This window comes from Micromonospora sp. NPDC004704 (assembly GCF_053601675.1).
Genome location: NZ_JBSGCD010000014.1, coordinates 124,819 through 148,929 on the forward strand (window position 1 = coordinate 124,819; position 24,111 = coordinate 148,929).

General features: G+C 71.0%; 20 protein-coding genes and 1 pseudogene. 15 read left to right on the forward strand and 6 right to left on the reverse strand.

All coding sequences use genetic code 11. The features are described from left to right. The first annotated feature begins 33 nt into the window (after nt 1–33). From hemL to mqnP, 11 genes and pseudogenes are all read left to right on the forward strand, one after another. Nucleotides 34–1,371: a glutamate-1-semialdehyde 2,1-aminomutase gene (gene hemL, locus ACWEFB_RS20785; protein WP_452287605.1), complete on the forward strand. Its 1,338-nt coding sequence runs from the start codon at nt 34–36 to the stop codon at nt 1,369–1,371. A gap of 4 nt (nt 1,372–1,375) precedes the next feature. Further along, entirely contained in the window at nt 1,376–2,023 is a 648-nt protein-coding gene (locus ACWEFB_RS20790) for a histidine phosphatase family protein (RefSeq protein ID WP_452287607.1), read from the forward strand. A 4-nt stretch (nt 2,024–2,027) separates the two neighbouring features. After that, a pseudogene (locus ACWEFB_RS20795) lies at nt 2,028–2,606 on the forward strand (TlpA family protein disulfide reductase); the annotation flags it as partial. A gap of 101 nt (nt 2,607–2,707) precedes the next feature. Continuing rightward, nucleotides 2,708–3,553, forward strand: coding sequence for a cytochrome c biogenesis CcdA family protein (locus tag ACWEFB_RS20800; protein ID WP_452287609.1), 846 nt, complete (start codon nt 2,708–2,710; stop codon nt 3,551–3,553). Beyond that, nucleotides 3,553–5,205 carry a cytochrome c biogenesis protein ResB gene (gene resB / locus ACWEFB_RS20805; RefSeq protein WP_452287611.1) on the forward strand — a complete coding sequence of 551 codons (1,653 nt, stop codon included), beginning with the start codon at nt 3,553–3,555 and terminating at the stop codon, nt 5,203–5,205. The genes ACWEFB_RS20800 and resB overlap by 1 nt, the downstream gene beginning before the upstream one ends. After that, complete coding sequence (ccsB, locus tag ACWEFB_RS20810) at nt 5,206–6,201, forward strand: c-type cytochrome biogenesis protein CcsB (protein ID WP_452287613.1); 996 nt, start codon at nt 5,206–5,208, stop codon at nt 6,199–6,201. It abuts the gene before it with no gap. Nucleotides 6,202–6,279: 78 nt separating this feature from the next. Further along, nucleotides 6,280–7,761, forward strand: a complete 1,482-nt coding sequence (locus tag ACWEFB_RS20815) for an ATP-binding protein (protein ID WP_452287615.1) — start codon at nt 6,280–6,282, stop codon at nt 7,759–7,761. 119 nt (nt 7,762–7,880) lie between these two features. Then, the gene (locus ACWEFB_RS20820) at nt 7,881–8,285 is read left to right on the forward strand and encodes a hypothetical protein (RefSeq protein ID WP_326561504.1); all 405 of its coding nucleotides are present in this window, start codon (nt 7,881–7,883) and stop codon (nt 8,283–8,285) included. A 228-nt stretch (nt 8,286–8,513) separates the two neighbouring features. Next, complete coding sequence (locus ACWEFB_RS20825; protein WP_452287617.1) at nt 8,514–9,986, forward strand: hypothetical protein; 1,473 nt, start codon at nt 8,514–8,516, stop codon at nt 9,984–9,986. Nucleotides 9,987–10,090: 104 nt separating this feature from the next. Then, nucleotides 10,091–11,554 carry a menaquinone biosynthesis decarboxylase gene (locus ACWEFB_RS20830; protein WP_326561502.1) on the forward strand — a complete coding sequence of 488 codons (1,464 nt, stop codon included), beginning with the start codon at nt 10,091–10,093 and terminating at the stop codon, nt 11,552–11,554. Between the two features lie 5 nt (nt 11,555–11,559). Further along, nucleotides 11,560–12,465, forward strand: coding sequence for a menaquinone biosynthesis prenyltransferase MqnP (mqnP, locus tag ACWEFB_RS20835; protein WP_452287758.1), 906 nt, complete (start codon nt 11,560–11,562; stop codon nt 12,463–12,465). Here the strand turns inward: mqnP and ACWEFB_RS20840 are convergent. After that, nucleotides 12,449–13,468, reverse strand: a complete 1,020-nt coding sequence (locus ACWEFB_RS20840) for a terpene synthase family protein (RefSeq protein ID WP_452287619.1) — start codon at nt 13,466–13,468, stop codon at nt 12,449–12,451. The two genes, mqnP and ACWEFB_RS20840, sit on opposite strands and share 17 nt — an antisense overlap. Nucleotides 13,469–13,651: 183 nt before the next feature. Here ACWEFB_RS20840 and ACWEFB_RS20845 point away from each other — a divergent pair, with 183 nt between their 5' ends. Continuing rightward, nucleotides 13,652–14,305, forward strand: a complete 654-nt coding sequence (locus ACWEFB_RS20845) for a UbiX family flavin prenyltransferase (RefSeq protein WP_326561500.1) — start codon at nt 13,652–13,654, stop codon at nt 14,303–14,305. A 62-nt stretch (nt 14,306–14,367) separates the two neighbouring features. Here the strand turns inward: ACWEFB_RS20845 and ACWEFB_RS20850 are convergent, their stop codons facing one another. After that, entirely contained in the window at nt 14,368–14,649 is a 282-nt protein-coding gene (locus ACWEFB_RS20850; RefSeq protein WP_326561499.1) for a BldC family transcriptional regulator, read from the reverse strand. Nucleotides 14,650–14,897: 248 nt separating this feature from the next. Between ACWEFB_RS20850 and ACWEFB_RS20855 the strand changes: the two genes are divergently transcribed. After that, entirely contained in the window at nt 14,898–15,365 is a 468-nt protein-coding gene (locus tag ACWEFB_RS20855) for an Lrp/AsnC family transcriptional regulator (RefSeq protein ID WP_452287622.1), read from the forward strand. On the opposite strand, the gene ACWEFB_RS20860 is transcribed toward ACWEFB_RS20855, so the two are convergent. The 4 genes from ACWEFB_RS20860 to ACWEFB_RS20875 all read right to left on the reverse strand — a co-directional run bounded on the left by ACWEFB_RS20860 (nt 15,362) and on the right by ACWEFB_RS20875 (nt 21,848). After that, complete coding sequence (locus ACWEFB_RS20860) at nt 15,362–16,000, reverse strand: putative glycolipid-binding domain-containing protein (protein ID WP_452287624.1); 639 nt, start codon at nt 15,998–16,000, stop codon at nt 15,362–15,364. The genes ACWEFB_RS20855 and ACWEFB_RS20860 overlap by 4 nt on opposite strands. Before the next feature lie 131 nt (nt 16,001–16,131). Then, nucleotides 16,132–17,895 carry a DEAD/DEAH box helicase gene (locus ACWEFB_RS20865; protein WP_452287760.1) on the reverse strand — a complete coding sequence of 588 codons (1,764 nt, stop codon included), beginning with the start codon at nt 17,893–17,895 and terminating at the stop codon, nt 16,132–16,134. Nucleotides 17,896–18,363: 468 nt separating this feature from the next. Continuing rightward, nucleotides 18,364–20,100: a hypothetical protein gene (locus ACWEFB_RS20870; protein ID WP_452287626.1), complete on the reverse strand. Its 1,737-nt coding sequence runs from the start codon at nt 20,098–20,100 to the stop codon at nt 18,364–18,366. A 203-nt stretch (nt 20,101–20,303) separates the two neighbouring features. Continuing rightward, nucleotides 20,304–21,848 (reverse strand): NlpC/P60 family protein, encoded by a 1,545-nt coding sequence (locus ACWEFB_RS20875; protein WP_452287628.1) that lies wholly within the window; start codon nt 21,846–21,848, stop codon nt 20,304–20,306. A gap of 259 nt (nt 21,849–22,107) precedes the next feature. Here ACWEFB_RS20875 and mqnE point away from each other — a divergent pair, with 259 nt between their 5' ends. Continuing rightward, nucleotides 22,108–23,277, forward strand: a complete 1,170-nt coding sequence (mqnE, locus tag ACWEFB_RS20880; protein WP_326561494.1) for an aminofutalosine synthase MqnE — start codon at nt 22,108–22,110, stop codon at nt 23,275–23,277. A gap of 113 nt (nt 23,278–23,390) precedes the next feature. Then, complete coding sequence (locus tag ACWEFB_RS20885) at nt 23,391–23,813, forward strand: hypothetical protein (RefSeq protein WP_452287630.1); 423 nt, start codon at nt 23,391–23,393, stop codon at nt 23,811–23,813. Nucleotides 23,814–24,111: the final 298 nt, after the last annotated feature.

Here is a 24,111-nt window from a genome sequence, read left to right on the forward strand (position 1 = left end):
GCTGTGCGGCAGCGCTGACAGAATGGCGGCACCGTGACCGATACGTACTCTGCCGGCACCGGCCCGTACCCGGCCGACGCCCCGGCTTCCGAGGCCCTGTTCAACCGCGCCCGCGCCATCGTGCCGGGCGGGGTCAACTCTCCCGTACGCGCGTTCCAGGCGGTCGGGGGCACCCCCCGCTTCATGGTCCGTGGCTCCGGTCCGTGGCTGTTCGACGCCGACGGCCGGCGTTACGTCGACCTGGTCTGCTCCTGGGGACCGTTGATCGCCGGGCACGCCCATCCCGAGGTGGTCGCCGCGGTCCAGGCCGCCGCCGCACTCGGCACCAGCTTCGGTACGCCCACGCCGGGCGAGGTCGACCTGGCCACCGAGATCGTCGCGCGTACGCCGGTGGAGCAGGTACGCCTGGTCAACTCGGGTACCGAGGCGACCATGACGGCGATCCGGCTGGCCCGTGGTTTCACCGGGCGCTCGAAGATCGTCAAGTTCGCCGGCTGCTACCACGGACACGTGGACGCGCTGCTTGCCGCGGCCGGCTCCGGCGTGGCCACCCTGGGACTGCCCGACTCGCCCGGTGTCACCGGCGCTGCAGCGAGCGAGACGATCGTGCTGCCGTACAACGACGTGGCCGCGGTCGAGGCCGCGTTCGCCGAGGAGGGTCAGCACATCGCCGCGATCATCACCGAGGCGGCGCCGGGCAACATGGGCGTGGTGGCTCCCCGGGAGGGTTTCAACGCCGCCCTGGCCAGCATCGCCCACGCGTACGGCGCCCTGCTGGTGGTGGACGAGGTGATGACCGGGTTCCGGGTGTCGGCGGGTGGCTGGGCCGGGCTCGAACCGGTCGACGCGGACCTGTTCACGTACGGCAAGGTGATGGGTGGCGGACTGCCGGCGGCGGCCTTCGGTGGCCGGGCCGAGATCATGTCGCGCCTCGCCCCGGCCGGGCCGGTCTACCAGGCCGGGACCCTCTCGGGTAACCCGCTCGCCTGCGCCGCCGGACTGGCCACGCTCCGGCTCGCCGACGACGCGCTCTACCAGCGGCTGGACACCAACGCCGCCACCGTGGGCAAGCTGGCGAGCGACGCGCTGGCCGCCGCCGGGGTCCCGCACAACCTGTCGTACGCGGGCAGCATGTTCTCGATCTTCTTCACCGACAACGACGTGGTCGACTACGAGTCCGCTCGTACCCAGGACGTGTCCGCGTTCCGGGCGTTCTTCCACGCGATGCTGGCCCACGGCGTCTACCTGCCGCCGAGCGCCTTCGAGTCGTGGTTCGTGTCGGCGGCGTTGGACGACGCCGCGTTGGAGCAGTACGCGGCAGCCCTGCCCGTGGCAGCGGCTGCGGCAGCGGCGGCCAGTCTCGGGGGGTAGGCAAGTGAGCAAGACGGTCGTCCACGTGCTGCGGCACGGGGAGGTATACAACCCCGACAAGATTCTTTACGGTCGGCTGCCCGGTTTCCGCCTGTCCGAGCTGGGTGTCCAGATGGCGAAGGCGGCGGCCCAGTCGCTCGCCGACCGCGACCTGGCGTACGTGGTGGCGAGCCCGCTCGAGCGCGCCCAGCAGACCGCGGAACCGTTCGCCGCCCAGTTCGGCCTGCCGGTGGCGGTCGACGACCGGCTGATCGAGAGCGCCAACTGGTTCGAGGGCAAGCGGGTGTCGCCCGGCGACGGCTCGTTCAGCGACCCGCGCAACTGGTGGGTGCTGCGGGACCCGGTGACCCCGTCCTGGGGCGAGGCGTACCGGGTGATCGCCGAGCGGATGTTCGCCGCCGTACACGCCGCCCGAGTGGCCGCCGAGGGACGCGAGGCGGTCTGCGTCTCGCACCAGCTCCCGATCTGGACCCTGCGCCGGTACGTCGAGCGCAAGCGCCTCTGGCACGACCCGCGCAAGCGCCAGTGCGGGCTCGCCAGCCTCACCTCGTTCCACTTCGAGGGCGCCAAGGTCGTCGGCATCGGTTACTCCGAGCCGGCCGCGCACCTGGTTGCCATGTCGCCGACCGCACGGACGGCCAAGGGGGCTTGACGACATGAGACTCCTGCCGCGGGTCTGGCTCGGTGTCGCGCTCGCCGCCGTCACGGTGGTGGCGCTGACCGGCTGCTCCGGCGGCGAGAACTGGGAGTCGAAGTGCTCGACCAACGCGGACAAGGCGATCGAGTGCAGCCCGGAGAACCGGGCCCCGGCCACCAGGATCAGCGGTGACCTGCTCGACGGCGGCCGGTACGACCTGACCCAGGACCGTGGCCAGGTGGTCGTGGTCAACTTCTGGGGTTCGTGGTGCGCGCCCTGCCGGGCCGAGGCGGACGACCTCGAAGGCACCTACCAGGCGACCGCCCAGCAGGGGGTCCGGTTCCTCGGCGTGAACGTCCAGGACGGCCGGGACAAGGCCAAGGCGTTCGAGCAGAGCCTCGGGGTGACGTACCCGAGCCTGTTCGATCCGGGTAACCGGGTGGCGCTCAACTTCGAGATCCCGCCGAACAGCACCCCGGCGACGATCGTGCTCGACCGGGAGGGCCGGATCGCGGCCGTCTTCCGCAAGCCGGTCCTGCGCTCGATGCTGGAACCGGTGGTGGCCCGGGTCGCCGCCGAAGCACCGGCGACCGGGGGTGCGCCGACCGGCTCACCGTCCCCGGCACCCGGCTCCGGCTCACCTTCCCCGGCTGCCGGCTCGTCGTCCCCGACCGGCTCATCGTCCCCGGTGGCCCGCTGATGGGCGACACCTTCGCCCGCCTCGCCGAGGACGGGCCGCTGCTGCTGGCATTCGCCGCCGCCGCCCTCGCCGGCCTGGTCAGCTTCCTGTCGCCGTGCATCCTCCCGCTGGTCCCCGGCTACCTGTCGTACGTCACCGGCCTGGCCGGCGCCGACCTCGGCGCCACCGGCGCCAGGCAGGGCACCGCGTCATCGGGTCCTGCCCCGGAAGGCGCCCTTCCCGACGGGGGCGGCGGGGTGGCGGTGGCGAGCCGGGAGACTCGCGCGGTCAAGGGTCGGGTCCTCGCCGGCACGATGCTGTTCATCGCCGGCTTCACCGTCGTGTACGTGCTCAGCGCCATCCTCGTCGCCAGTGTGGGCCGCGTCCTCCTCGCCCACCGTCGGCCGCTGGAGATCGGCGTGGGGGTGCTGATCATCCTGCTCGGCCTCGCCTACCTGGGACTGGTCCCCGGCCTGCAACGCGAGTTCCGGATCCAGCGGCTGCCGGCGGCCGGGCTGATCGGCGCCCCGGTCTTCGGTGCGGTGTTCGCCCTGTCCTGGCTGCCCTGCTCCGGGCCGACGCTCGGCGCGGTGCTCGGGATGGCCGCCGCCGGTGGGCAGACCGACCGGGCCGCGCTCCTGGCGGTGGCGTACTGCCTCGGGCTCGGGCTGCCGTTCGTGATCTTCGGGCTGGCCTTCCGTCGCCTGCTCGGGGTGTTCAAGGCGGTCCGGCGCAACAGCGCGTGGGTCACCAGGATCGGTGGGGCGCTGCTGATCGTGATCGGGCTCGCCCTGGTCACCGGCGGGTGGCTCAACTTCGTGATCTGGTTGCAGACGACGTTCGGCGTGGGTGAGGTCAGCATCTGATGTCCAGCGTCGAACAGCGGACCGACCCCGGTACGGACACCACCGGCAGCGGCCCACCGAAGGTACGCCGGCCGAACGCGGTGCTCGCGCTGCTGCGCAACTCGTGGCGGCAGCTCACCAGCATGCGTACGGCGCTGATCCTGCTCTTCCTGCTCGCCGTCGCCGCCATTCCCGGCTCGGTGCTCCCGCAGCGCAACATCAACCCGGAGAAGGTCAACGCCTACTTCGACCAGCACCCCGACCTCGCCCCGGTACTCGACCGGATCGGCGGCTTCGACGTCTTCGCCTCGATCTGGTTCTCCGCGATCTACCTGCTGCTGTTCACCTCGCTGGTGGGCTGCATCGCCCCGCGAATGCGCGACCACCTCCGTACGCTGCGCTCCGTACCGCCGGTGGGTCCGAAGCGGTTGGACCGGCTGCCGCAACACGCGGTCCTGGCCGACCCGGACGCGGCCGGGGCGCGGGGTGACGCGGACGCGGAGCTGTCGGCGATCGCGGCGATGCTCCGCAGGCGGCGCTGGCGGGTGGTGGTCCGGGGCAACACCGTCGCGGCCGAGAAGGGCTACCTCAAGGAGAGCGGCAACCTGCTCTTCCACATCTCGCTGCTGGCCATGCTCGTCGGGGTCGCGTTCGGTTCCTGGTACGGCTGGCACGGCAACCGGCTGCTCGTCGCCGGCAAGGACTCCTCCTTCTGCAGCACCCTCGACCAGTTCAGCGAGTCCGGTCTCGGGCCCCGGGTGCACGCCACCGACCTGCCCCGGTTCTGCCTGGAGCTGACCAACTTCAAGGCCCGGTTCCTGCCGTCCGGGCAACCGGAGTCGTTCAGCGCCTCGGTCCTGGTGGACCAGGACGGCGGCGCGCAGCGGGCGGCGGACTTCTCGGTCAACTCCCCGCTGCGGCTGGACGGGGCGAACGTCTACCTGCTCGGCCACGGTTACGCCCCGGTGATCCGCTACACCGACCGCAACGGCAGGTCGCAGACCCAGACGTTCCCGTTCCTGAGCAACGACGGCAACCTGACCAGCGAGGGCGTGGCCACGTTCCCGGACGTGAACCTCGACCCGTCGACCGGGCAGCGCGACCCGAAGGCCCAGGTCGCGTTCGAGGGCATCTACCTGCCGACCGCGCCCGACGAGGCGCCCTTCGTACGCTCGCAGTTCCCGGCCGAGCGCAACCCGGCCCTGATGCTGATCCCGTACCGGGGCAACCTGGGCATGGACGCCGGAATGCCGTCCTCGGTCTACAGCCTCAACCAGGAGCAGGTACGCGAGGGCAAGCTGACCCAGGTGGGGGAGGCGAAGCTGCTTCGCCCGAACGACAGGTGGACGCTCGACGACGGTACGACGGTCGAGTTCCTGGGCACCCAGCAGTACATAACGCTCAGCGTCCGGTACGCCCCGGCCTCGACGTTGATGCTGGTCAGCTCGGTGCTGCTGCTGATCGGGCTGATGTTCTCGCTGTTCGGGCGACGGCGCCGGGTCTGGTTCCGGGTCACTCCGGCCGCCCCGGAGGATGGGTCCACGACGGGCGGTAGTAGCTTGATCGAGGCCGGTGGGTTGCCGCGCACCGACTATGCCGGATTCGCCGACGAGTTCAACCAGCTCGTCGCCGCGGTGGAACGCGGTGCCGGGGGCCGAGAAGGGACCGAGTAAATGGCCGCACTCTCCGACCAGCTCCTGGTGTTCACGATCCTGGGATACCTGATCGCGATGATCAGCCACGCCGCGTCGTACGCCTTCAGTGGCAGGGGGGCGGTCGCCGCGATCTCCCGCCCGGCCCGGCAACTCGTCACGGTCGGTGCGGCGGAGTCCGGCTCGGGCGCCCCGACACCCCCGGACGCGCCGGTAGGCAACCCGTCGACCGGGAACGTCCCGCCGAGGTCGACCGGACGGGCCGAGGTCGCCGCCCGGATCGCCCTGGTGGCCACCGTGCTCGCCACCGCCCTGCACCTCGGCGCCCTGGTGACCCGAGGTGTCGCGGCCGACCGGCTGCCCTGGGGCAATATGTACGAGTTCGTGCTGACGGTGACCTTCGTCGGTGCCGCCGGTTGGCTCTACCTGCTCTTCCGCTGGCCGTCCGTACGCCAGTTGGGGCTGGTCCTGACCCTGGTGATGGTGGTGCTGCTCGGCATCGCCGGGCTGGTGCTCTACACCCCGGTCGTACCGCTGGTGCCGGCGCTGAACTCGTACTGGTTCGAGATCCACGTGACGACGATCGTCTTCTCGTCCGGCATCCTCCTGCTCGCCTTCGTACCCGCCGCGATGTACCTGATGCGGGCCGGTTACGAGTCGGGCAAGCGCAGCTTCCCGTACGTCCTGGCGCGCCGGTCGCCGAGTGCGGTCACGCTGGAGCGGCTGACCTTCGGCCTGAACGCGTTCGCCTTCCCGATCTTCACCTTCGCGGTGATCGCTGGTGCGGTCTGGGCCGAGGCGGCCTGGGGCCGGGCGTGGGGCTGGGACCCGAAGGAGACCTGGGCGTTCATCTCCTGGGTCGTCTACGCCGGCTACCTGCACGCCCGCGCCACCCCGAGCGTCAAGCGCAACGTGGTCGCCTGGATCTCGATCCTCGGCTTCCTGACCATGCTGATGAACCTGTTCGGGGTGAACTACTTCTTCACCGGCCTGCACTCGTACGCCGGGGTGAACTGACCTCCGGCAGGTCGGAACACCTTCGCGGAGTTAGAAGTACACTTCTAAGAAGCGTACTTCTAACTCCGGGCGGTAACCGTGAGCCTACGCAAGCCGGCTGAGATCTTCGATCGTGACGCCGAGTGGGAGGAACTGGCCCGGTTCGTCGGTGACGAACGTCCCGGTGCCACCCTGGGTGTGGTCAGCGGCCGGCGCCGCCAGGGCAAGACCCTGCTGCTCTACCAACTGGCCCAGGCTACGAACGGCTTCTATTTCGGCGCGACGGAGGCCACCCCGACAGACTCACTGCGCCGCCTCGGTGCGGCGCTGGGCGAGCACACCGGCGCTCCGGGTCCGGTGCATCTGCCGGACTGGGCGCACGCGGTCGACGCGCTGCTCTCCCTCGGGCGGGACCGGCCGACCACGGTGGTTCTCGACGAGTTCCCGTACCTCGCGCGGACGAGTCAGGACCTCCCGTCGATCGTCCAGCACGCCCTCACCCCGGGTCGGCCGGAACGGACAAGTTCCCGCACCCGCCTACTGCTCTGTGGGTCGGCCCTCTCCTTCATGGGTGGACTGCTGGCCGGGTCGGCTCCGCTGCGGGGTCGGGCCGGGCTGGAACTGCCGGTCGCGCCGCTGGACTACCGGGCCGCCGCCGGATTCTGGGGCATCACCGACCCGTCCCTGGCCGTACGGGTGTTCGCGATCGTCGGTGGCACACCCGCCTACCGCCGGGAGTACGTCCAGGACGACGCCCCCACCGATGCCGCCGATTTCGACGACTGGGTGATCCGAGCCGTCCTCAATCCCGCCCGGCCGCTGTTCCGGGAAGCGCGCTATCTGCTGGCGGAGGACCCCGACCTGCGGGAGACCGCGCTCTACCACTCCGTGCTGGCGGCCGTGGCCGAGGGAAACGCCACCAGGGGTGGGATCGCCGGGTATATCGGTCGGAAGGCGACCGACCTGCAGCATCCGCTGACCGTGCTGGAGGATGCCGGCCTGCTCGTACGCGACCCGGACCCGTTGCGTAGCGGGAGGAGTTCGTACCGCATCACCGAACCGCTGGTGACCTTCTACGAGGCGGTCATGAAGCCGGCCTGGACCGCGTTGGAGCAGCGCCGGGGCGCGGACGTCTGGCGCGGCTCGCAACGGCGGTTCAACAGTGCGGTACTGGGGCCGCGCTTCGAGGAGATGGTTCGCCAGTGGGCGGCCAGGTTCGCGGCACCGGAGACACTCGGTGGACTTGCCGCGCAGGTCGGGTCGGCGAACCTGACCGACTCGGCGGCCCGTACCAGTCATGAGCTGGACCTGGTCGCGCTCGGTGAGCCGGCGCTGGGCGGTGGGCCCCGTCCGGTGCTGGCCATCGGCGAGGTCAAGTGGGGCCGGACCCTGGGGCAAGCGGATCTCGACCGGCTGGACGGCATACGGGAGTTGTTGCGGCGGCGGCCGGGGGTGAGCGGCGAGCGGACCCGGTTGCTGCTCTCCAGCGCGGTCGGCTTCACCGACCAGTTGGTCGCCGCCTCGGCGGGCCGGCCGGACGTACTGCTGGTCGACCTGGAGCGGTTGTACGGCGGCGACTGACAGCGCGGGTTGTACGGCACCGACCGACCAGCGGGAATCTAGCTGTTGACAAGATGCCTCTCATGGCGCCAATCTTGACAGTGACAAGCTGCGTACGACTCGCCTACCGGGAGCCTGCCGTGACACCGGAAACCCGTACCACTGCCGCCATCCTGTTGATCACCGTGGCCACGATCGCGTTCGGCGGGCTGTCGCTGCTCATGAATCTGGTCCGTCGCATTCCCGGCTACCTGGACAATCCAGTCCGCCGGGCACTCTGGACCGCAGGACATGCGCATGCCGGTGTGCTGGTGCTCTTTGCCCTGGTGGCCCTGCTCTATCTGGATCAGGCGGATTATTCGGACGGTTGGAAGAACCTCATCCGTGGCCTTTTCGTGGCCGCGCCGATCCTTATGCCGCTCGGCTTCTTCCTCTCCATCGTCCGCCCCTCCGACACCCGGCCGAACAAGCTGATCTGGCTGGTCGTGGCCGGGGGAATCAGCCTCGTGGCCGGCACCGTCCTGCTCGGCGTCGGACTGCTGTAGTACCACCGTCCGGCGGATGACAGTTTCTCCACCGGGCACGTGCGGTTGCGCCGCGAAGGTCGGAAGTGAATCCCCGCGTTCCGGGAGCGGTTGTCGTGGAACTGCCGAGGTGACGGTCTTGTGTGGATTGTCCATACGGGGTTGTCCGCCTCGTCGCGACGATCTAGCCTCGCTACGTTCACCGTGATCAACTGCCGGTGACTTTCGCCTTCATTCTGAAAGGTGCCAATGCACCCCTTCTCAACGCTGTCCAGGATCGGTCTGGCCACCGCCGTGGCCGGGCTGGCAGTTCTCGCCGCAGCCGCACCGGCCACCGCGCGCGAAGCCGCTCCGGCGCACACCTGGGTGAACCCGACGCTGCCGTACCTCACCAATGTGCCCAGCGACGCGACCAAGGCGAAGACGATCAAGGTCGGGGTCTACAACCAGACCCCGTTGGCCGCTCGCAACGTCACGATGAAGATCGACATAAGCGCTCTGCCGGAACGCATCACCGCCCAGTTGCCCGGCGCGGACCAGGGCTGCACCGTCTCGGGTGCCGTGGCCACCTGCGAGCTGGCGGAACTCGCCGGCGGCGCCACCCACCACTACACGATGGGGGTCGGGCCCAGCGGCGTCGAGACCGGCGCGTGGAGCGGGAGGATCAGTGCGACCTCGTGGGCGGAGAACACCCCGGGCGAGCAGTCGACCGAAGCTCTCGTACAACTCACCGGACCCGGCATCGACCTGGTCATCGGTGACATCGACGATGTCGCGCTGGCTCCCGGCGCCTCGACGGACGTGCCGATCGCGCTGCGCAACGTGGGCAACGTGACCGCGAACGGGGTGACGGTTCTCCTTCGTGCGTTCAACGACCACCTGGAGGTGGCGAACAGCTACAGCAACTGCTCCTACGATCCCAACTACCTGGAGCTGCTCTGCTTCTTCGACCAGCCGGTCGGCCCGGACGAGACCTTCGTCGTCGACCCGGCGACGCCGCTCAGGCTCAAGGTGGCCGACGCGGCGCCCGGGCCGTACACCTACGGTGCCGACGCAGGGGTGGCACCGTTGAACGCCGAGGAGCTGGCGAAGAAGGTCAGCGCCGCCCAGAAGGCCGGCGGAGAGCAACTCCGGCTGATCCCGGCCACCAACAAGGTGGCCCGTGCGGCCGACTACGACCTGAACGCCGATGACAACACGTCCGCCTTCACGGTCACGGTGCCGCTGCACCGGGCGGACAGTATCGCGGTCGGCGCAACGGTCGACGGGGCGAGCGGCAGGACCGAGATGATCAAGGTCGGAATTCGCAACGCCGGTCCCGCCGACACCCTCGGCCCGGACGACAACTGGGGTTCCTCCGCCCTGATCACCCTCCCGGTCGGTCTGACCGTGCGCAAGGTCGACTCCCGGTGCACACCGATCGTCGACGGAGAGCCGGACTGGGATCAGGCGGGCCAGCCCAACGGTCTGGTCTACCGGTGCACTCCCCTGGAGGACGTCGCGGCCGGGAGCACGGATCTCTTCGCGTTCACCGCGGACAGCACCGGTCCGGCCGGTGCGGCCGGCTCGATCGTCGTCGACGGCGGCGTACAGGACCCGGACACCGCGAACAACACCGCCTCGATCTCGATCGTGTCGGTGCCGGTGGTGGGCTGCCAATCATCGGCGCGGTCGCGGCTGGTCTGGCCGCTGGTGGAGCGCTGCTGGTCGGCGCCGGTGTAGCGGCGTACGGGGGCGGTGGCCCGGTGCCGCCGCCCCCGTACGCTCTCCGGCTTCGGGCACCCCCGCCTGCGTCGACCGGCGCGGGAGTGCGGGAGACTGGCAGCATGGTGGCTCGTGGCTTCCCGTACGCCGATCTCAAGGACTTTCTCGCCGCGCTCGAAGGCGCGGGCGAGCTGCGCCGGGTGACCGTGCCGGTCGACCCCACGCTCGAGATCAGCGAGGTGGTGACCCGGACGGTCCGGGCGGACGGCCCGGCGCTGCTGTTCGAGCGCCCGACCCGGGGCGAGATGCCGGTCGCGATCAACCTGTTCGGCACCGAACGCCGGATGGCGATGGCGCTCGGCGTGGACCGCCTCGACGAGGTCGGCGACCGGATCGGGGCCATGATCAAGCCGGACCTGCCGGTCGGCTGGTCGGGCATCCGCGACGGCCTGGGCAAGGTCCTGCAACTCAAGTCGTTGCCGCCGAAGAAGGTGAAGACCGCACCCTGCCAACAGATCGTTTACCGGGGCGCGGACGTCGACCTGAACCGGCTGCCGGGCCTGCAGGTCTGGCCCGGCGACGGGGGAATCTTCCACAACTTCGGGCTGACCCACACCAAGCACCCCGAGACCGGCAAACGCAACCTCGGCCTCTACCGGCTCCAGCAGCACTCGCACAACACGATCGGCATGCACTGGCAGATCCACAAGGACTCCACCGCGCACCACGCGGTCGCCGAGCGCCGTGGCGAGCGGCTCCCGGTGGCGATCGCGATCGGCTGCGACCCGGTGGTCAGCTACGCCGCCTCCGCACCGCTCCCCGGTGACATCGACGAATACCTGTTCGCCGGTTTCCTGCGCGGCGAACGGGTCGAGATGGTCGACTGCCTGACCGTGCCGCTACAGGTGCCGGCGAACGCCCAGATCGTGCTGGAGGGCTACATCGAGCCGGGCGAGCGGCTGCCGGAGGGCCCGTTCGGCGACCACACCGGGTTCTACACCCCGGTCGAGCCGTTCCCGGTGATGCACGTCGAGGTGATCACCACCCAGCGCGACCCGATCTACCACTCGATCGTCACGTCGCAGCCGCCGCAGGAGGACCACGGCCTGGGCAAGGCCACCGAGCGGATCTTCCTGCCGCTGCTCAAGATGCTGATCCCGGACATCGTCGACTACGACCTGCCGTCCGCCGGGGTGTTCCACAACTGCGTGATCGTCTCGATCCGCAAGCGCTACCCCAAGCACGCCCAGAAGGTGATGAGCGCCATCTGGGGTGCCCACCTGCTCTCGCTTGCCAAGCTGATCGTGGTGGTCGACGAGGACTGCGACGTGCACGATTACTCCGAGGTCGCGTTCCGCGCCTTCGGCAACGTCGACTACTCGCACGACCTGCTGATCACCCAGGGGCCGGTCGACCACCTCGACCACGCGTCGTACCAGCAGTTCTGGGGCGGCAAGGCGGGTGTCGACGCCACCCGGAAACTGCCCACCGAGGGCTACACCCGTGGGTGGCCGGAAGAGATGACCATGTCGCCCGAGGTACGGGCACTGGTCGACAAGCGCTGGAAGGAGTACGGAATCCAGTGACCACCATCACCGCGACCGCCCCCGAACGTCCCGGCCGGGTGAAGTCGTTCCTGAAGCTCGTCGCGATCGAGCACTCGGTGTTCGCCCTCCCGTTCGCGTACCTCTCCGCGCTGGCCGCGATGCTCGCCGACGGCGGGCACGTGCGCTGGCTCGACCTGCTGTTGATCACCATCGCCATGGTCGGTGCCCGTACCTTCGCCATGGCGGCGAACCGGATCATCGACCGGCGGATCGACGCGCGTAACCCCCGTACGGCCGGTCGGGAACTGGTCACCGGGGCGGTGAGCGTCCGGACGGCCTGGACCGGGGCGATCGTCGCCGTGATCGTCTTCCTCGGAGCCGCCGCCGCGCTCAACCCGCTCTGCCTCGCGCTCGCGCCGCTGGCCGTGGTGCCCCTGGTGCTCTACCCCTACGGCAAGCGGTTCACCGACTGGCCGCACGCCATCCTCGCGCTCGCCCAGGCGGTCGGCCCGGTCGGCGCCTGGCTGGCGGTCAGCGGGAGCTTCGACGGCTCCGGCCCGGCCTGGGTGCTCGGTGCCGCCGTGGGGCTCTGGATCGGCGGCTTCGACCTGATCTACGCCTGCCAGGACGCCGAGATCGACCGCGAGATCGGGGTACGCAGCGTCCCGGCCCGGTACGGCAAGCCGTTCGCCCTGCACCTGTCGACGGCGACGCACGTGGTGACGTTCGCCCTGTTCGGCTGGTACGGCGCGCTGATCGGCTTCGGCTGGTTGTTCTGGATCGGCCTCCTGCTGACCGCGGTCGCGTTCGTGTACCAGCACGTGGTGGTCAGCCCGACCGACCTGTCCAAGGTCAACCGGGCGTTCTTCACCGCCAACGGGTTCGTCGGCATCGCCCTCTTCTTCTTCGCCCTGCTCGACCTCGTGATCCGGCTCAACCTGCGGGCTTGACCCCGTCGCCCTGGACGACCAGCGCCGGGACCGAGATGCGCGGTCCGGCGGGGTGCCGGTAACGACCGCTCTCCAGCGACCAGTCGATGGTGCCGCGCACCGAGCGGGTCACCCCGTCGAGGTGGTCGCGCAGCGGCTCGTCGAGCACCGGGCCGAACGACGGCATCGCCGCGCGCAGCGCGACGAACCGGTCCATGGTCCACTGCCAGCGTCGGGCCACCACCTCCGCCGCCGCCCGGACCGGCAGCCCGTCCGCCCGGGCCACCGCGAGCACCAGGTTGTGCCCGCCCGAGGTGGCCGTGTCCCGGTTCAGGGAGAGCAGGTCGTTGAACCAGGAGAGCAGGTCGTTCCCGGTGGTGGCGAACTCGCGTACGGCCGGGTGGTGGTAGACCGCGTCCGGCAGCGCCCGACCGGTGGCGAACTCGATCAGCGTGTACGACACGTACGCGGCCGAGGTGGCCCGGCGCAGCTCGACGTACTCGGGCACGCTCGGGTGTCGGCCGGCCGCCTTGTCGCCCGCCTCGACCAGTACCCCGTCGAGGTGGTGGGCGACGGCATCGACGAACCGGTTCCGGGCCACGGGGGAGAGCCGCTGGTCGGGCACCCGCCAGGCGTCGACCAGCAGCCGGCGCAGCGGGCCGGTGAAGCCCGGATGGCGGGTGCGCGGGCCGATCCGGAACAGCCGCAGGATCCCGTCGCGCAGGCCACGGACGAAGACCGGATCCGGTCCGGCGGTCCCGTCACAGGCGTCGTCGAGCAGGAAGAACCAGGTGAAGAGCGCGGTGAGCGTACGGAGGTCGGCGGCGGACGTGTCCGGGTAGAGGCGGCCGGCGTACCGGGCGAACCCGTGCCGGTCCAACTGCCGCGCCCCGTACTCGTCGAGGGGCAGGCCGGCGCTGCGCAGCCAGCCGGGCAGCCACGCCTGGACCGCGTCGGCGTGCGGCGAGATCTGGGATGGAATCGGACATTCGAGCTTGATTTTCCAGGGTTCCTCCGCGTTCATGCCGACGCCTCCCCAGAACGACCGGTTGCGGGCCCGCAGAGAAGCATGGCATTTCCACGGCGGCCTGGCATTACTCAATCCTGTCGATGGACCACGGGGATTTGCCGCCGACCGGCGTGACCGGAGCCGCCCGGTGGTGGGTCGGTGACACGCCCACCGGCCGGACCGGGCAGGCTTGGGGGTATGCGCAGGCCGTGGGTGGTGGGGGTTTCCGGAGCATCGGGTACGCCGTACGCGGCGGCGGTCATCGGCGGGCTGCTGGACGCGGGGGCGGCGGTGGACCTGGTGGTCTCCCGGGCGGCCCGGCTCACCATCCTCGACGAGACCGGTACGTCGTTCCGGGACGCGCACTGGCGCGACGACCTGGCCGCCTGGCTCGGTCGGGACCTGTCCGGTGCCGACCTGGCCCACTGGCCGGCCGGTGACCTGGCCGCCGGCCCGAGCAGCGGGTCGTACCCGGTGCTCGGGATGGCGGTGGTGCCGGCGAGTACGGCAGCCTGCGCCGGCATCGCGATCGGCCTGTCGAAGGACCTGTTGCAGCGCGCGGCCGAGGTGAACCTGAAGGAGCGCCGGCCGGTGGTCGTGGTGCCCCGGGAGACCCCGGTGACCCGTAGTCACCTGGAGCATCTGATCTCGCTGCACGACGCGGGGGCGGTGGTGCTCCCCGCCAGTCCCGGCTTCTACGGCGCGGGTGCGTCCGCCTCGGCGGGGCAGCTCGTCGACTTCGTCGCCGCCAAGGTGCTCGACGCGCTCGGTGTTCCGCACTCGCTGCTTCGGCGGTGGGCCGGCGAACTCGGCGCCGGCCGGGCTCGGAGCGGCCCGGATCGGGCCGGGTGAAACCCCGGTCCGGGCCGATGAAGCTCGGCCCGAGCCCGGGTGTTACCCAGTGGCCTACTACTTCAGTGCAGGCCGACGTTGCCGGCGCTGGCTGAATTCGGGCCTGTCGGCGTTGCCGGACCGTTGTTACGCGGCCGGTTGGCTATGCTGTCGTCGACCTCATCGAGCATGCCCTCGCCCTCGAGCAGGGCACGCACCTCCGACTCCCGGAACCGCCGGTGCCCGCCCGGTGTCCGGATGCTGCCGATCCGTCCGGCAGCAGCCCATCGGGTGACGGTCTTGGGGTCGACGCGGAACAGCGCAGCTACCTCGCCCGGCGTCAGCAGACGATCTCCAGTGTCCACAGCCCCCTCCTCGCGTCCACGAAGTCCCCGGACTGGTAAGACCGCCCCCGGGACAAAAGTGCCTGCCAGAGCCTTCGGTGGGGACGTACGGCAATTACAGCACCGCCAGAGTGTCGTGTCCGGCGAACGCGAAAACGCCCTGAGTGGGAAGTTAGCTTGGCCGATATGTGGTTTTTACGCGCTTTGAGCGCGGGGCACCGCCTACCGGTCGTTACCCATCCCATCCACCGGGATAGTGTCTACAGTCCGTGGACGCCATCGACCTGGTACTCGTCGATCTGCTGCAGACCAACGCCCGGCTCTCCTACGCCGAGCTGGCCCGGCAGGTCGGCCTCTCCGCGCCCGCCGTACACGAGCGGGTGGGCAAGCTCGAAGCCGGCGGGGTCATCCGCGGCTACCGGGCGGAGGTGGCGCCGGAGGAGGTCGGGCTCGGCGTCACCGCCCTGATCGGGATCGTGCAGGACTCCGGCGGCGACACCGACGACGTGCTCGCCACCTTCCGCGAGATGCCCGAGATCGAATCCTGCTACTTCATGGCCGGCGTCGAGTCGTTCCTGCTCAAGGCGCGGGTCGGCACGATCGCCGAACTGGAGCAGCTGATCGTACGGCTGAACCGGACCGCCGGCGTCGCCTCGACCCGGACCGGAATCGCCCTCTCCACCAAGTGGGAGAACCGCCCCCAGCCGCGCGGCTCCCGGACCACCGAGGCGGGCTAGCGGCGCACCTCGGTGCCGACCCGCTCGGCCAGGCCGGGGTAGCTGACCACGTAACCGTCCGGGTCCAGGCCGAGGTCCGCCTCGAAGTCGTCGTCGCGGAACCGTACGTTGCCGCCGTCCAGCGCCGTGTAGACCTGTTCGGACGGAACCACCAGCAGGCTCGGCACCAGGACCCAGGCGACCGTGATCCGGTGCACCGTGCCCGGTGCGGCGTCGCGCAGCCCGAGCCGGCGTACCGGCAGGGTGTTGAACAGGGGAGCGCCACCGAGATCGATGTCGAGCGCGTCGACCAACCGGTCCGGCTCCTCGATCCCCGGAATGCCGGCCCCCGGCGCACCGGCGGCGGACAGGGCGCCATCCAGGTCACCCTGTTCGGCGGTGCTGGCCCGCCACCTCCCGGCCGCCCGCTCCAGCCGCAGGCTGCGCAGCCAACCGGCGCCCTCGACGCTCACCTCCAGCCGTACCGCCGCCCAGCTCTCGTCGGTGGTCAGCTCGTACCGGCAGGTGTAGGGGAGCGGGTCCACGGCCAGCGCCACCCCCCGGGCGAGGAGTCCACGGCGGTCGTCGAGCAGCACGTGGTCGGCGCCCGGCACGTCCGTACGGTTCCAGAGCAGCGATCTCGGCATCATCGGCATGGGGCGGACGTTACCGCCGGCACCGCCACCGTGCCGGCCGCGACGCCAGGATGAACAAAAGCGGCGGGCGGTGCGACACGGTCAGACCGTGCCGCACCGCCCGCCGCCATCAGCGCCGGAAAGCGCGAAAATCAGTGCGTACGGGTCGGACGCCGCGCGCCGAACTGCCGGTCGCCACCGGTACGCGGACGATCGCCCTGGGCGTCGGCCGGCCGGTCGTGCCGAGGTGCGCTCTCGTGCCGGTACCCGCCACGGCGGTCGTCGGACCGCCACTCGCCACCGGCGCGCCACTCGCCCGCCGGGCGTCCACCGGCAGCCCGGTCACCCTGCGGCCGGTCACCCTGGGGACGGTCGCCGAAGCGGCGCTCGCCCTGCGGCCGGTCACCCTGCGGCCGGTCACCGAAGCGGCGCTCACCCTGCGGCCGGTCGCCGAAGGTGCGCTCGCCCTGGGGGCGGTCACCGAAGCGACGTTCGCCCTGCGGGCGGTCGCCATAGCGGCGCTCGCCCTGCGGGCGGTCGCCATAGCGGCGCTCGCCCTGGGGGCGGTCACCGTACCGACGTTCGCCCTGGGGGCGGTCGCCGTAGCGGCGCTCACCCTGCGGACGGTCGCCGTAACGGCGGTCACCGCCACGGGGACGGTCGCTGAAGCGTTCCGGTTCGATGATCACCGGCACCCCGCTCGGCGCCTGTGCGCCGGTCAGCTCTGCCAGCACCGCGTCGCCGGGACGTACCCGGGTCTGCGCCGGCTCGACACCGGCCTTCTCCAGCATGGCGAGGGTGGTCCGGCGCTGCTTCGGCAGCACCAGGGTCGCCACCGCACCGGACTCGCCGGCCCGTGCCGTACGGCCGGCCCGGTGCAGGTAGTCCTTCGGGTCCTTCGGCGGGTCCACGTGCACGACGAGCGATACGCCGTCTACGTGGATGCCCCGGGCGGCCACGTCCGTGGCGACCAGGACACTCGTCCGGCCTTCCTTGAACTCGGCCAGCGTGCGGGTACGTACCCGCTGGGTCTTGCCGCCGTGCAGCGCCCCGGCGCGTACGCCGACCGCCGCGAGCTGCTCGACCAGCCGGTCCACGCCCATCTGCGTACGGGCGAACATCATCGTGCGGCCCTGCCGGGCGGCGATCGACGCGGCGATCGCGAACTTGTCGTGCGGCGGGATCAGCAGCAGGTGGTGGTCCATGGTGGACACCGCAGCGGTCGCCGGTGAGGTCGAGTGCGTCACCGGGTCGTGCATGAACCGCCGGACCAGGGCGTCGACGTCACCGTCGAGCGTGGCCGAGAAGAGCAGCCGCTGGGCGTTCGCCGGCGTCTTCGAGAGCAGATCGGTGACCTCGGGCAGGAAGCCCATGTCGGCCATCTGGTCAGCCTCGTCCAGGACCGTGATCTCGATCTCGTCGAGCTTGCACACGCCACGGGCGATCAGGTCGCCGAGCCGGCCCGGCGTGGCGACGATGATCTCCACACCGCGCCGGAGCGCGTCGATCTGGCGGTCGTACGGCACCCCGCCGACAGCGGTCTTGAGGAACACGCCGACCGCCTTGCCCAGCGGCACGAGCGCGTCGTTGACCTGCATGGCCAGCTCGCGGGTCGGCACCAGGATGAGCGCTCGGGGGTGCTGTGGCCGGGCCCGGCCACCCGCCGCGACCCGAGCCAGTACGGGCAGACCGAAGGCCAGGGTCTTGCCGGAGCCGGTCTGGCCACGGCCGAGTACGTCCCGTCCGGCCAGCGCGTCCGGCACGGTCGCCTGCTGGATCTCGAACGGCGTGCTGATGCCCTCGCGGTTGAGGGCGCGGACCAACTGGTGCGGCAGACCGAGCGCCGCGAAGTCCCGGACGGCAACCGGCTCCGCCTCCACGGGCGTCGCCGCGTCGGCCGGCTCGTCGCTCGCCACGGCCTCGTCGGCAGCCACCGACGCGTCGGCCGCAGCAGGCTCGGGGGTGGCGACGGGCTCGTCGTTCGCGACCGGTGCCCCGGTGGTGCCGGGTTCGTCGGCCGGAACGGGTGAGTTGGTCGCGACCGGCTCGGCCGGCGACACGGTCAGGTCGGGCTGTTCTGCACTGTCGACAGAGTCGAAGACGGACGGGAACGTGCTGGGATCAGCGAAGGGCGTCAAGAAAAACCTCTCAAGCGGGGCGCATCTTCGCGAATGGCCCGCTGCGGCTAACGTCCGCCGCTGAATCGCCCGCAAGATCGCCCAGGGGCGCGCTTTGTGCGCGCCAGGTCAGTAATCGCGTCAAGTGTACGGCTTCTCGGCATCGCTGCCATCGACCGACCCCGCCCAGTGGGCAGGGTCACCCCACCGGACAACCCGTTGCGGCCAACGTCACGGCCAGCGTGGATGCCCGGTCGGCCCGGCAGTTCAGCTCCCGAGCATCCCGCCGAAAATGGCGCTGAACGTGTCTCCGGCGGCGAACACCACGAGCAGACCGATCGCCACGAGTACGGCGAGACCGGCGACCAGGACCCCGATCATCTTCCCGGTGCCCGCGTTCGACGCCGACGAGTCCGACCAGCCCTGGGCCAGGATGTGACCGGTCAGCGAACCCGTGTTCTCCACCGGGTTGCCGATCGGGATGGCGACCGTCATGTCGGCGGGCGGGGCACTGCCCGGTCCGCCGTACACGGTTCCGCGGCCACCCTGCTGCTCCGGCGCCGCCCGTTGGTCCGGGAGCCGGATCGGCTGGGTGGCCTCCGCCGGTGGCGGGGTGGTGATCGGCTGGGTGGCGTCCGCCGGTGCCGGGGTGGTGGTCGCGGACGGCCTGGTGCTCGACGGTCGCCCGGTGGTGGTGATCCGCTGGGTGACGGCGGGCGCGGCCGACGACGGGTACACCGAGCCGGTCATCGCCGGTGGCGGCGGGAACGGCGGCACCGGTGCCGGCACGGGCGGGCCCGGCGGAACCGGCGGCGCCGGCGGCACGGGACCGGGTCCGGGAGGCGGCGGGGTCGGCCTCGGCGGCGTGGGATTGGGGAGTGGCGGCGTCGGCCCGGGTACGGGCGGAGTCGGCGCAGGCACCGGAGGCGTCGGTCCCGGTACGGGCGGAGTCGGCGCGGGAACGGGTGGCGTGGGGAAGGGCGTCGGTGCCGGTCCCGGACCGGGCGGGCTCGGCGGCGCGGGCCTGGGCGGTTCCGCCGGCTTCGGCGGCTCGGCCGGATCCGGCGGCCGGGGCGGATTGGGCGGCTCGACCGCCGCGACCTCCTCGACCGGTTCGGCGTCCTTGACCGGCGAAGCTGTCCCGATCGGTTCGGCGTCCTTGACCGGCGCAGGATCCTCGACCGGTGCCGAGCCCTTGACCGGGGCCAAATCCTTGCCCGATTCGGCGTCCTTGACCAGCGCGGTGTCCTCGACCGGCGCACCTTCGTCGGCTGGTGCGGCGGCCTTGACCGGCGCCGAATCCTCTTCCGGTGTGGCCTTCTTGACCAGGGCGGCGTATTCGCCGGTTCGGTACACCTTCGCCCAGGCGGTCGGGGTCGACGTGCCACCCGCCTGCTCGGCCCGCTCGTCGGCGGAGGGCGGGGCGGAGCCGGGCACCGAGGCACTGGCACTGGCACTGGCCGCAGGGCTCTCGCCCAGCAGTCCGGAGCGTTGCGGGGGGACCACGTACGTGACCGTCGGACCGGTCTTCGGCGGGTCGGTGGGCGCCGGTGGTGTCCCCGTCGACTCCGGCTGTTGCCGGGGATTACCGAACGCGGACCAGGGGACCTCCGCCTGCGGCGCCTTGGGCGTACGGCGTTGCAGCGGGATGCTGCTCTGAGCGGCCCGGATCGGAGCCGGTTGCGGTGTGGGGGTCACCGGGTCCGGACTGCTCGGCTCGCCGGCCCGGTAGGTGGTTCCCGCCGCTGCACTCGCCGGCACCGCGGCGAGATCGGCGGCGCTCGGTACGGCACCCGCACCGCTGACCGCTCGTCCCCGTACCGCCGGGTTGTTGTTGTCGATCGACCCGGCGGTGGCCTCGGCCGCACCCGGTTCGCCGGCCGTGACCGGTTCGGCGGTTCCAGCGGTGGGTTCCGGTCCGGTCGCGTCCGGTGGGGTCGTCGTCAGGGTCGCACTACTCGACCCGACCGGTCCCACCGTTGGCGGTGTCTGCTCTTCAGCCATCGTCTGCCTCCCGCGCCCGCGACCGGACCGGTGGCGCCGGACCGGAGTGCCCTCGATCCTCACCGTGCCACATCCGGGCACGAGCGGACAGTCGGAGCCCGTTGTCCGGTTCGAACGGACGCGACGATCGAGCCGTTGGCCCGGACCCGCCGGGCCCGCCCCGAGGCGGACCCGGCGTCACGTCCGATCGACGAAACCCCGTCCTAGGTGGTGCTCGGCGTGGCGCCCGCCGTCGCGGGGGGCGTGGTGCGAGCGGGCGGGTTCGGCACGGTCGTCGTCGCGCCCGCCGAGGTGGTCGAGGGAACGTCGCGGGTCGGCCGAGGACTGGTCGGCTTGGGGGTCTGGACGACCGGGGGCGGCGGGGTGGCGGGGTTGTCCGGCGGCGGGGTGGTCGGCGGCGGCGGAGTGGTTGCCGGCGGGGTGGTCGGCGGCGGGGTCGTTGCCGGTGGCGTGGTCGGCGGCGGAGTGGTCGCCGGCGGAGTGGTGGGGGGCGCCGTGGTGGGCGGTGGGGTGGTCGGCGGCCTCGTCGGGCCGGTGACCGGCGCGTCCACCGGGTCGAAGATCCGCGTCGCGGCGTAGAACCGCGACCACCAGACCGTGGACACCTTCACCACGTCGCCCGAGTTCGGGGCGTGCACCATCTTGCCGTCGCCGATGTACATGGCGACGTGGTGCACCGTGGTCCAACTGGTGCCCGAGGCGAAGAAGATCAGGTCTCCGGGGAGCAGGGAGTAGCGGTCGACCGACCGGGTGCGCGTGGTGTAGTACTGGTCCTTCGCCACCCGGGCCAGGGTGGTGCCGACGCTCCGGTACGCGGCGTACATCAGACCGGAACAGTCGAACTGGTTCGGACCCTCGGCCGCCCAGACGTACGGGTCGCCCCGCTGGGCGAGCGCGTACTGCACCGCCTTCAGCGCCTTCGGGTTGGCGACCTTGCCGGCGACGCTGTTGTTACTCACCCCGGCCGGGCTGAGCTGCTGCTCAGCGGTCTCCCGAGCCTTCTCGATCACGACAAGCTGATCGGCGTTGTCCCGCTTGAGCTTCAGCAGGTCGGCCTCGAACTGCTTGTACGCGGATTCCTTGGTGGTGAACAGGGCCGTCGCGTTGGTCGACGCCGTCGATGCGGCCAACTGTGCTTCCCGGGCGGTCTGCTCGGCGTTGCGGGCACGGGTCAGCTCGCGGGCGGGGGCGATGCTGTCCGCGCCGGACTGCTCACCCTTCTGTAGCCGGCTGAGCGCGCTCAGATCGTGCAGGTCGGAGCCGAGTGCGCCCGGCGGGAGCCCGGCGGCGTCCTTGAACGCGTCGGCCGCAGCCGCGTCGGCGACCTCCTGCGCCTTGGTCAACTGCTGGTGCGCGGTCTGCCACTCGGTGTCCGCGGTGACCAGCAGGCCGGCGGCGGTGTCACGATCCGTGCGTAGCTGGAGTAACTCCTCACCCAGCAGGGCGAGTTGCGTCTCCTTGGCCTGGATCTGGGTGGCGAGCGGGCCGTTCAGCAGCGCCGGCAGCGGGGTCTGGGGCCCGGTCGAGCCGGACGGGGCGGTCGCGCCGGGCAGGAGCAACGTACCGACGACCGCGGGGCGGGCGCCGGCGTCGGGCACGGTGGTCGGGGCCGGATCCGCGTAGACGGGGCTGGCGAAGGCGAACGCGACCGCCGCGCTCATCAGTGCCGACCAGGCCAGCGGCCGTAGCACGGAGTTGATCAGCGGTCGTCTGCGTCGTCTCGGTCGGCTGCCCGTTCTCATTGCCATTCCGCTCCCCATCCAGCATCAAGGGCCCCGGTCGGTGGTGCCCCGGTGCCCTCGTGTCCGGCGATGTGCCCGGCGTCCCACTTTTGTCTACCGCACCACGCCGAGGAAGTCGATTGGCGTGGGGGTAACAAGAGCCTGAGAGTCTGATGACAGCCAGACATCCGGTGAACTACGTCGCTGTGGGCCCGGCCGTCCGGGTGGCGGGGCCGGGACCCACGTACGCTCGGTGCTGGATCGTAGGGAAGGGACGGGCCCCGACATGGACGCCGGACGCAAGCGCGAGCTGGAAGAGAAGGTCTACGCCGGGGAGCGGCTCAGCCGCCAGGACGGTGAGGACCTCTACGACAGTGACGACCTGGCCTGGTTGGGCCGGCTGGCCCACCACCGCCGGACCGAGAGCAACGGCGACCGGGTGATGTTCAACGTCAACCGGCACCTGAACCTGACCAACGTCTGCAGCGCCTCGTGTGCGTACTGCTCGTTCCAGCGCAAGCCGGGCGAGAAGGACGCGTACACGATGCGGATCGAAGAGGCCGTACGCAAGGCCAAGGAGATGCAGGACGAGCAGCTCACCGAGCTGCACATCGTGAACGGGCTGCACCCGACCCTGCCGTGGCGCTACTACCCGAAGGTGCTCCGCGAGCTGAAGGCCGCCCTGCCGAACGTGAAGCTGAAGGCGTTTACCGCGACCGAGGTGCAGTGGTTCGAGAAGATCAGCGGACTGCCGGCGGACGAGATCCTGGACGAGCTGATCGACGCCGGGCTGGAGTCGCTCACCGGTGGCGGCGCGGAGATCTTCGACTGGGAGGTCCGCCAGCACATCGTGGACCACGCCTGCCACTGGGAGGACTGGTCGCGGATCCACCGGCTGGCCCACTCGAAGGGCCTGCGGACCCCGTCGACGATGCTCTACGGCCACATCGAGGAGCCGCGTCACCGGGTCGACCACGTCCTTCGGCTGCGCGAGTTGCAGGACGAGACCGGCGGCTTCACCGTCTTCATCCCGCTGCGCTACCAGCACGACTTCGTCGACTCGGCGGACGGCAAGATCCGTAACCGGATCCAGGCGCAGACCACGATGGCGTCCCCGGCCGAGTCGCTGAAGACCTTCGCCGTCTCCCGGCTGCTCTTCGACAACGTGCCGCACGTGAAGTGCTTCTGGGTGATGCACGGGCTGTCGGTGGCGCAGTTGTCGCTCAACTTCGGGGTCGACGACCTGGACGGCTCGGTGGTCGAATACAAGATCACCCACGATGCCGACTCGTACGGCACGCCGAACACGATGCACCGGGACGACCTGCTGCACCTGATCTGGGACGCCGGTTTCCAGCCGGTCGAGCGGGACACCCGTTACAACGTGGTCCGGGAGTACGAGCGCCCGCCGACCCTGGCGCAGCGCCGCGCGGAACCGCAGCAGGTCTGGGCCTGATCCGGCCGGGGCCGACCCGGCTCCGGTCGCCTGCTCTTAACCTGCTTCATGTCCGGCGTGCGTGTTGGCGTGCGGGCCGGGTCAGGGTTCCCGCGTAGCTTCCATTCACCGTGATGATTGATTATGTCGACCGTGGTCGAGTCGGGACCGGGCGTCGGCTCCAGAGGCTCCGACGCCCGCTGCTCGCCGCCCTGATCGTCCTGATGGCCACCGCGATCCCGGGGCTGTCCGGCTACGCCGCGGCGGCACCCACGCCGACGCCGGCCGGCACCGGTCCGGTACGCATCACAGTGGAGATCGGGACCCCGTCGGCCGGTCCCAGCCCGACCGGCAGTCCGAGCCCGTCCGTCAGCGCCGGTCCGACGGCCACCGCCACCCCTTCGGAGAGCTCGACGAGTCCGACTCCGCCCGCGCCGGGCGCCGGTGGGAATCTGCCCCGGACCGGGCTTCCGTTGCTGCTCATCCTCGGCGCGGGCGCCCTGCTGCTCGCGGTCGGGCTGAGCCTGCGTGTGCTCGCGCGCCGACGTACCGCCTGACCCGGTCCCGCCGCCCCACCAGCCCGACGGGCCCGACCCGACTGCCCAGACCGACCAGACCGACGGGCCTGACCTGCCCGACCTGCTCCACCCGCCCGGATCGAAGCGTTCGCGTCGATCCGGGCGGTCGTGTATCGGCGGCGATCGAGTCGGCCGGAACCGAAACCGCTGACCCGGACGCTGCCGGGAACAGTTCGTCCGTTGTGCAGGCTTCCGGTCGGATCATGCTGCGTCGCGGGTTAGTGGGAGAAAGGTTCCGCCGTTCGGAATGCCTTGATGTCGAATTGGACGCGGCAGA

What these genes read in the sequence shown, in the direction of transcription:
- ccsB (WP_452287613.1), top strand. Translation starts at nt 5,206, where the DNA reads ATGGCCGCACTCTCCGACCAGCTCCTGGTGTTCACGATCCTGGGATAC.
- ACWEFB_RS20830 (WP_326561502.1), top strand. Translation starts at nt 10,091, where the DNA reads ATGGTGGCTCGTGGCTTCCCGTACGCCGATCTCAAGGACTTTCTCGCC.
- ACWEFB_RS20825 (WP_452287617.1), top strand. Translation starts at nt 8,514, where the DNA reads ATGCACCCCTTCTCAACGCTGTCCAGGATCGGTCTGGCCACCGCCGTG.
- ACWEFB_RS20860 (WP_452287624.1), bottom strand. Translation starts at nt 16,000, where the DNA reads ATGCCGATGATGCCGAGATCGCTGCTCTGGAACCGTACGGACGTGCCG.
- ACWEFB_RS20800 (WP_452287609.1), top strand. Translation starts at nt 2,708, where the DNA reads ATGGGCGACACCTTCGCCCGCCTCGCCGAGGACGGGCCGCTGCTGCTG.
- ACWEFB_RS20845 (WP_326561500.1), top strand. Translation starts at nt 13,652, where the DNA reads ATGCGCAGGCCGTGGGTGGTGGGGGTTTCCGGAGCATCGGGTACGCCG.
- ACWEFB_RS20875 (WP_452287628.1), bottom strand. Translation starts at nt 21,848, where the DNA reads ATGGCAATGAGAACGGGCAGCCGACCGAGACGACGCAGACGACCGCTG.
- resB (WP_452287611.1), top strand. Translation starts at nt 3,553, where the DNA reads ATGTCCAGCGTCGAACAGCGGACCGACCCCGGTACGGACACCACCGGC.
- ACWEFB_RS20885 (WP_452287630.1), top strand. Translation starts at nt 23,391, where the DNA reads ATGATTGATTATGTCGACCGTGGTCGAGTCGGGACCGGGCGTCGGCTC.
- ACWEFB_RS20840 (WP_452287619.1), bottom strand. Translation starts at nt 13,468, where the DNA reads ATGAACGCGGAGGAACCCTGGAAAATCAAGCTCGAATGTCCGATTCCA.
- mqnE (WP_326561494.1), top strand. Translation starts at nt 22,108, where the DNA reads ATGGACGCCGGACGCAAGCGCGAGCTGGAAGAGAAGGTCTACGCCGGG.
- ACWEFB_RS20870 (WP_452287626.1), bottom strand. Translation starts at nt 20,100, where the DNA reads ATGGCTGAAGAGCAGACACCGCCAACGGTGGGACCGGTCGGGTCGAGT.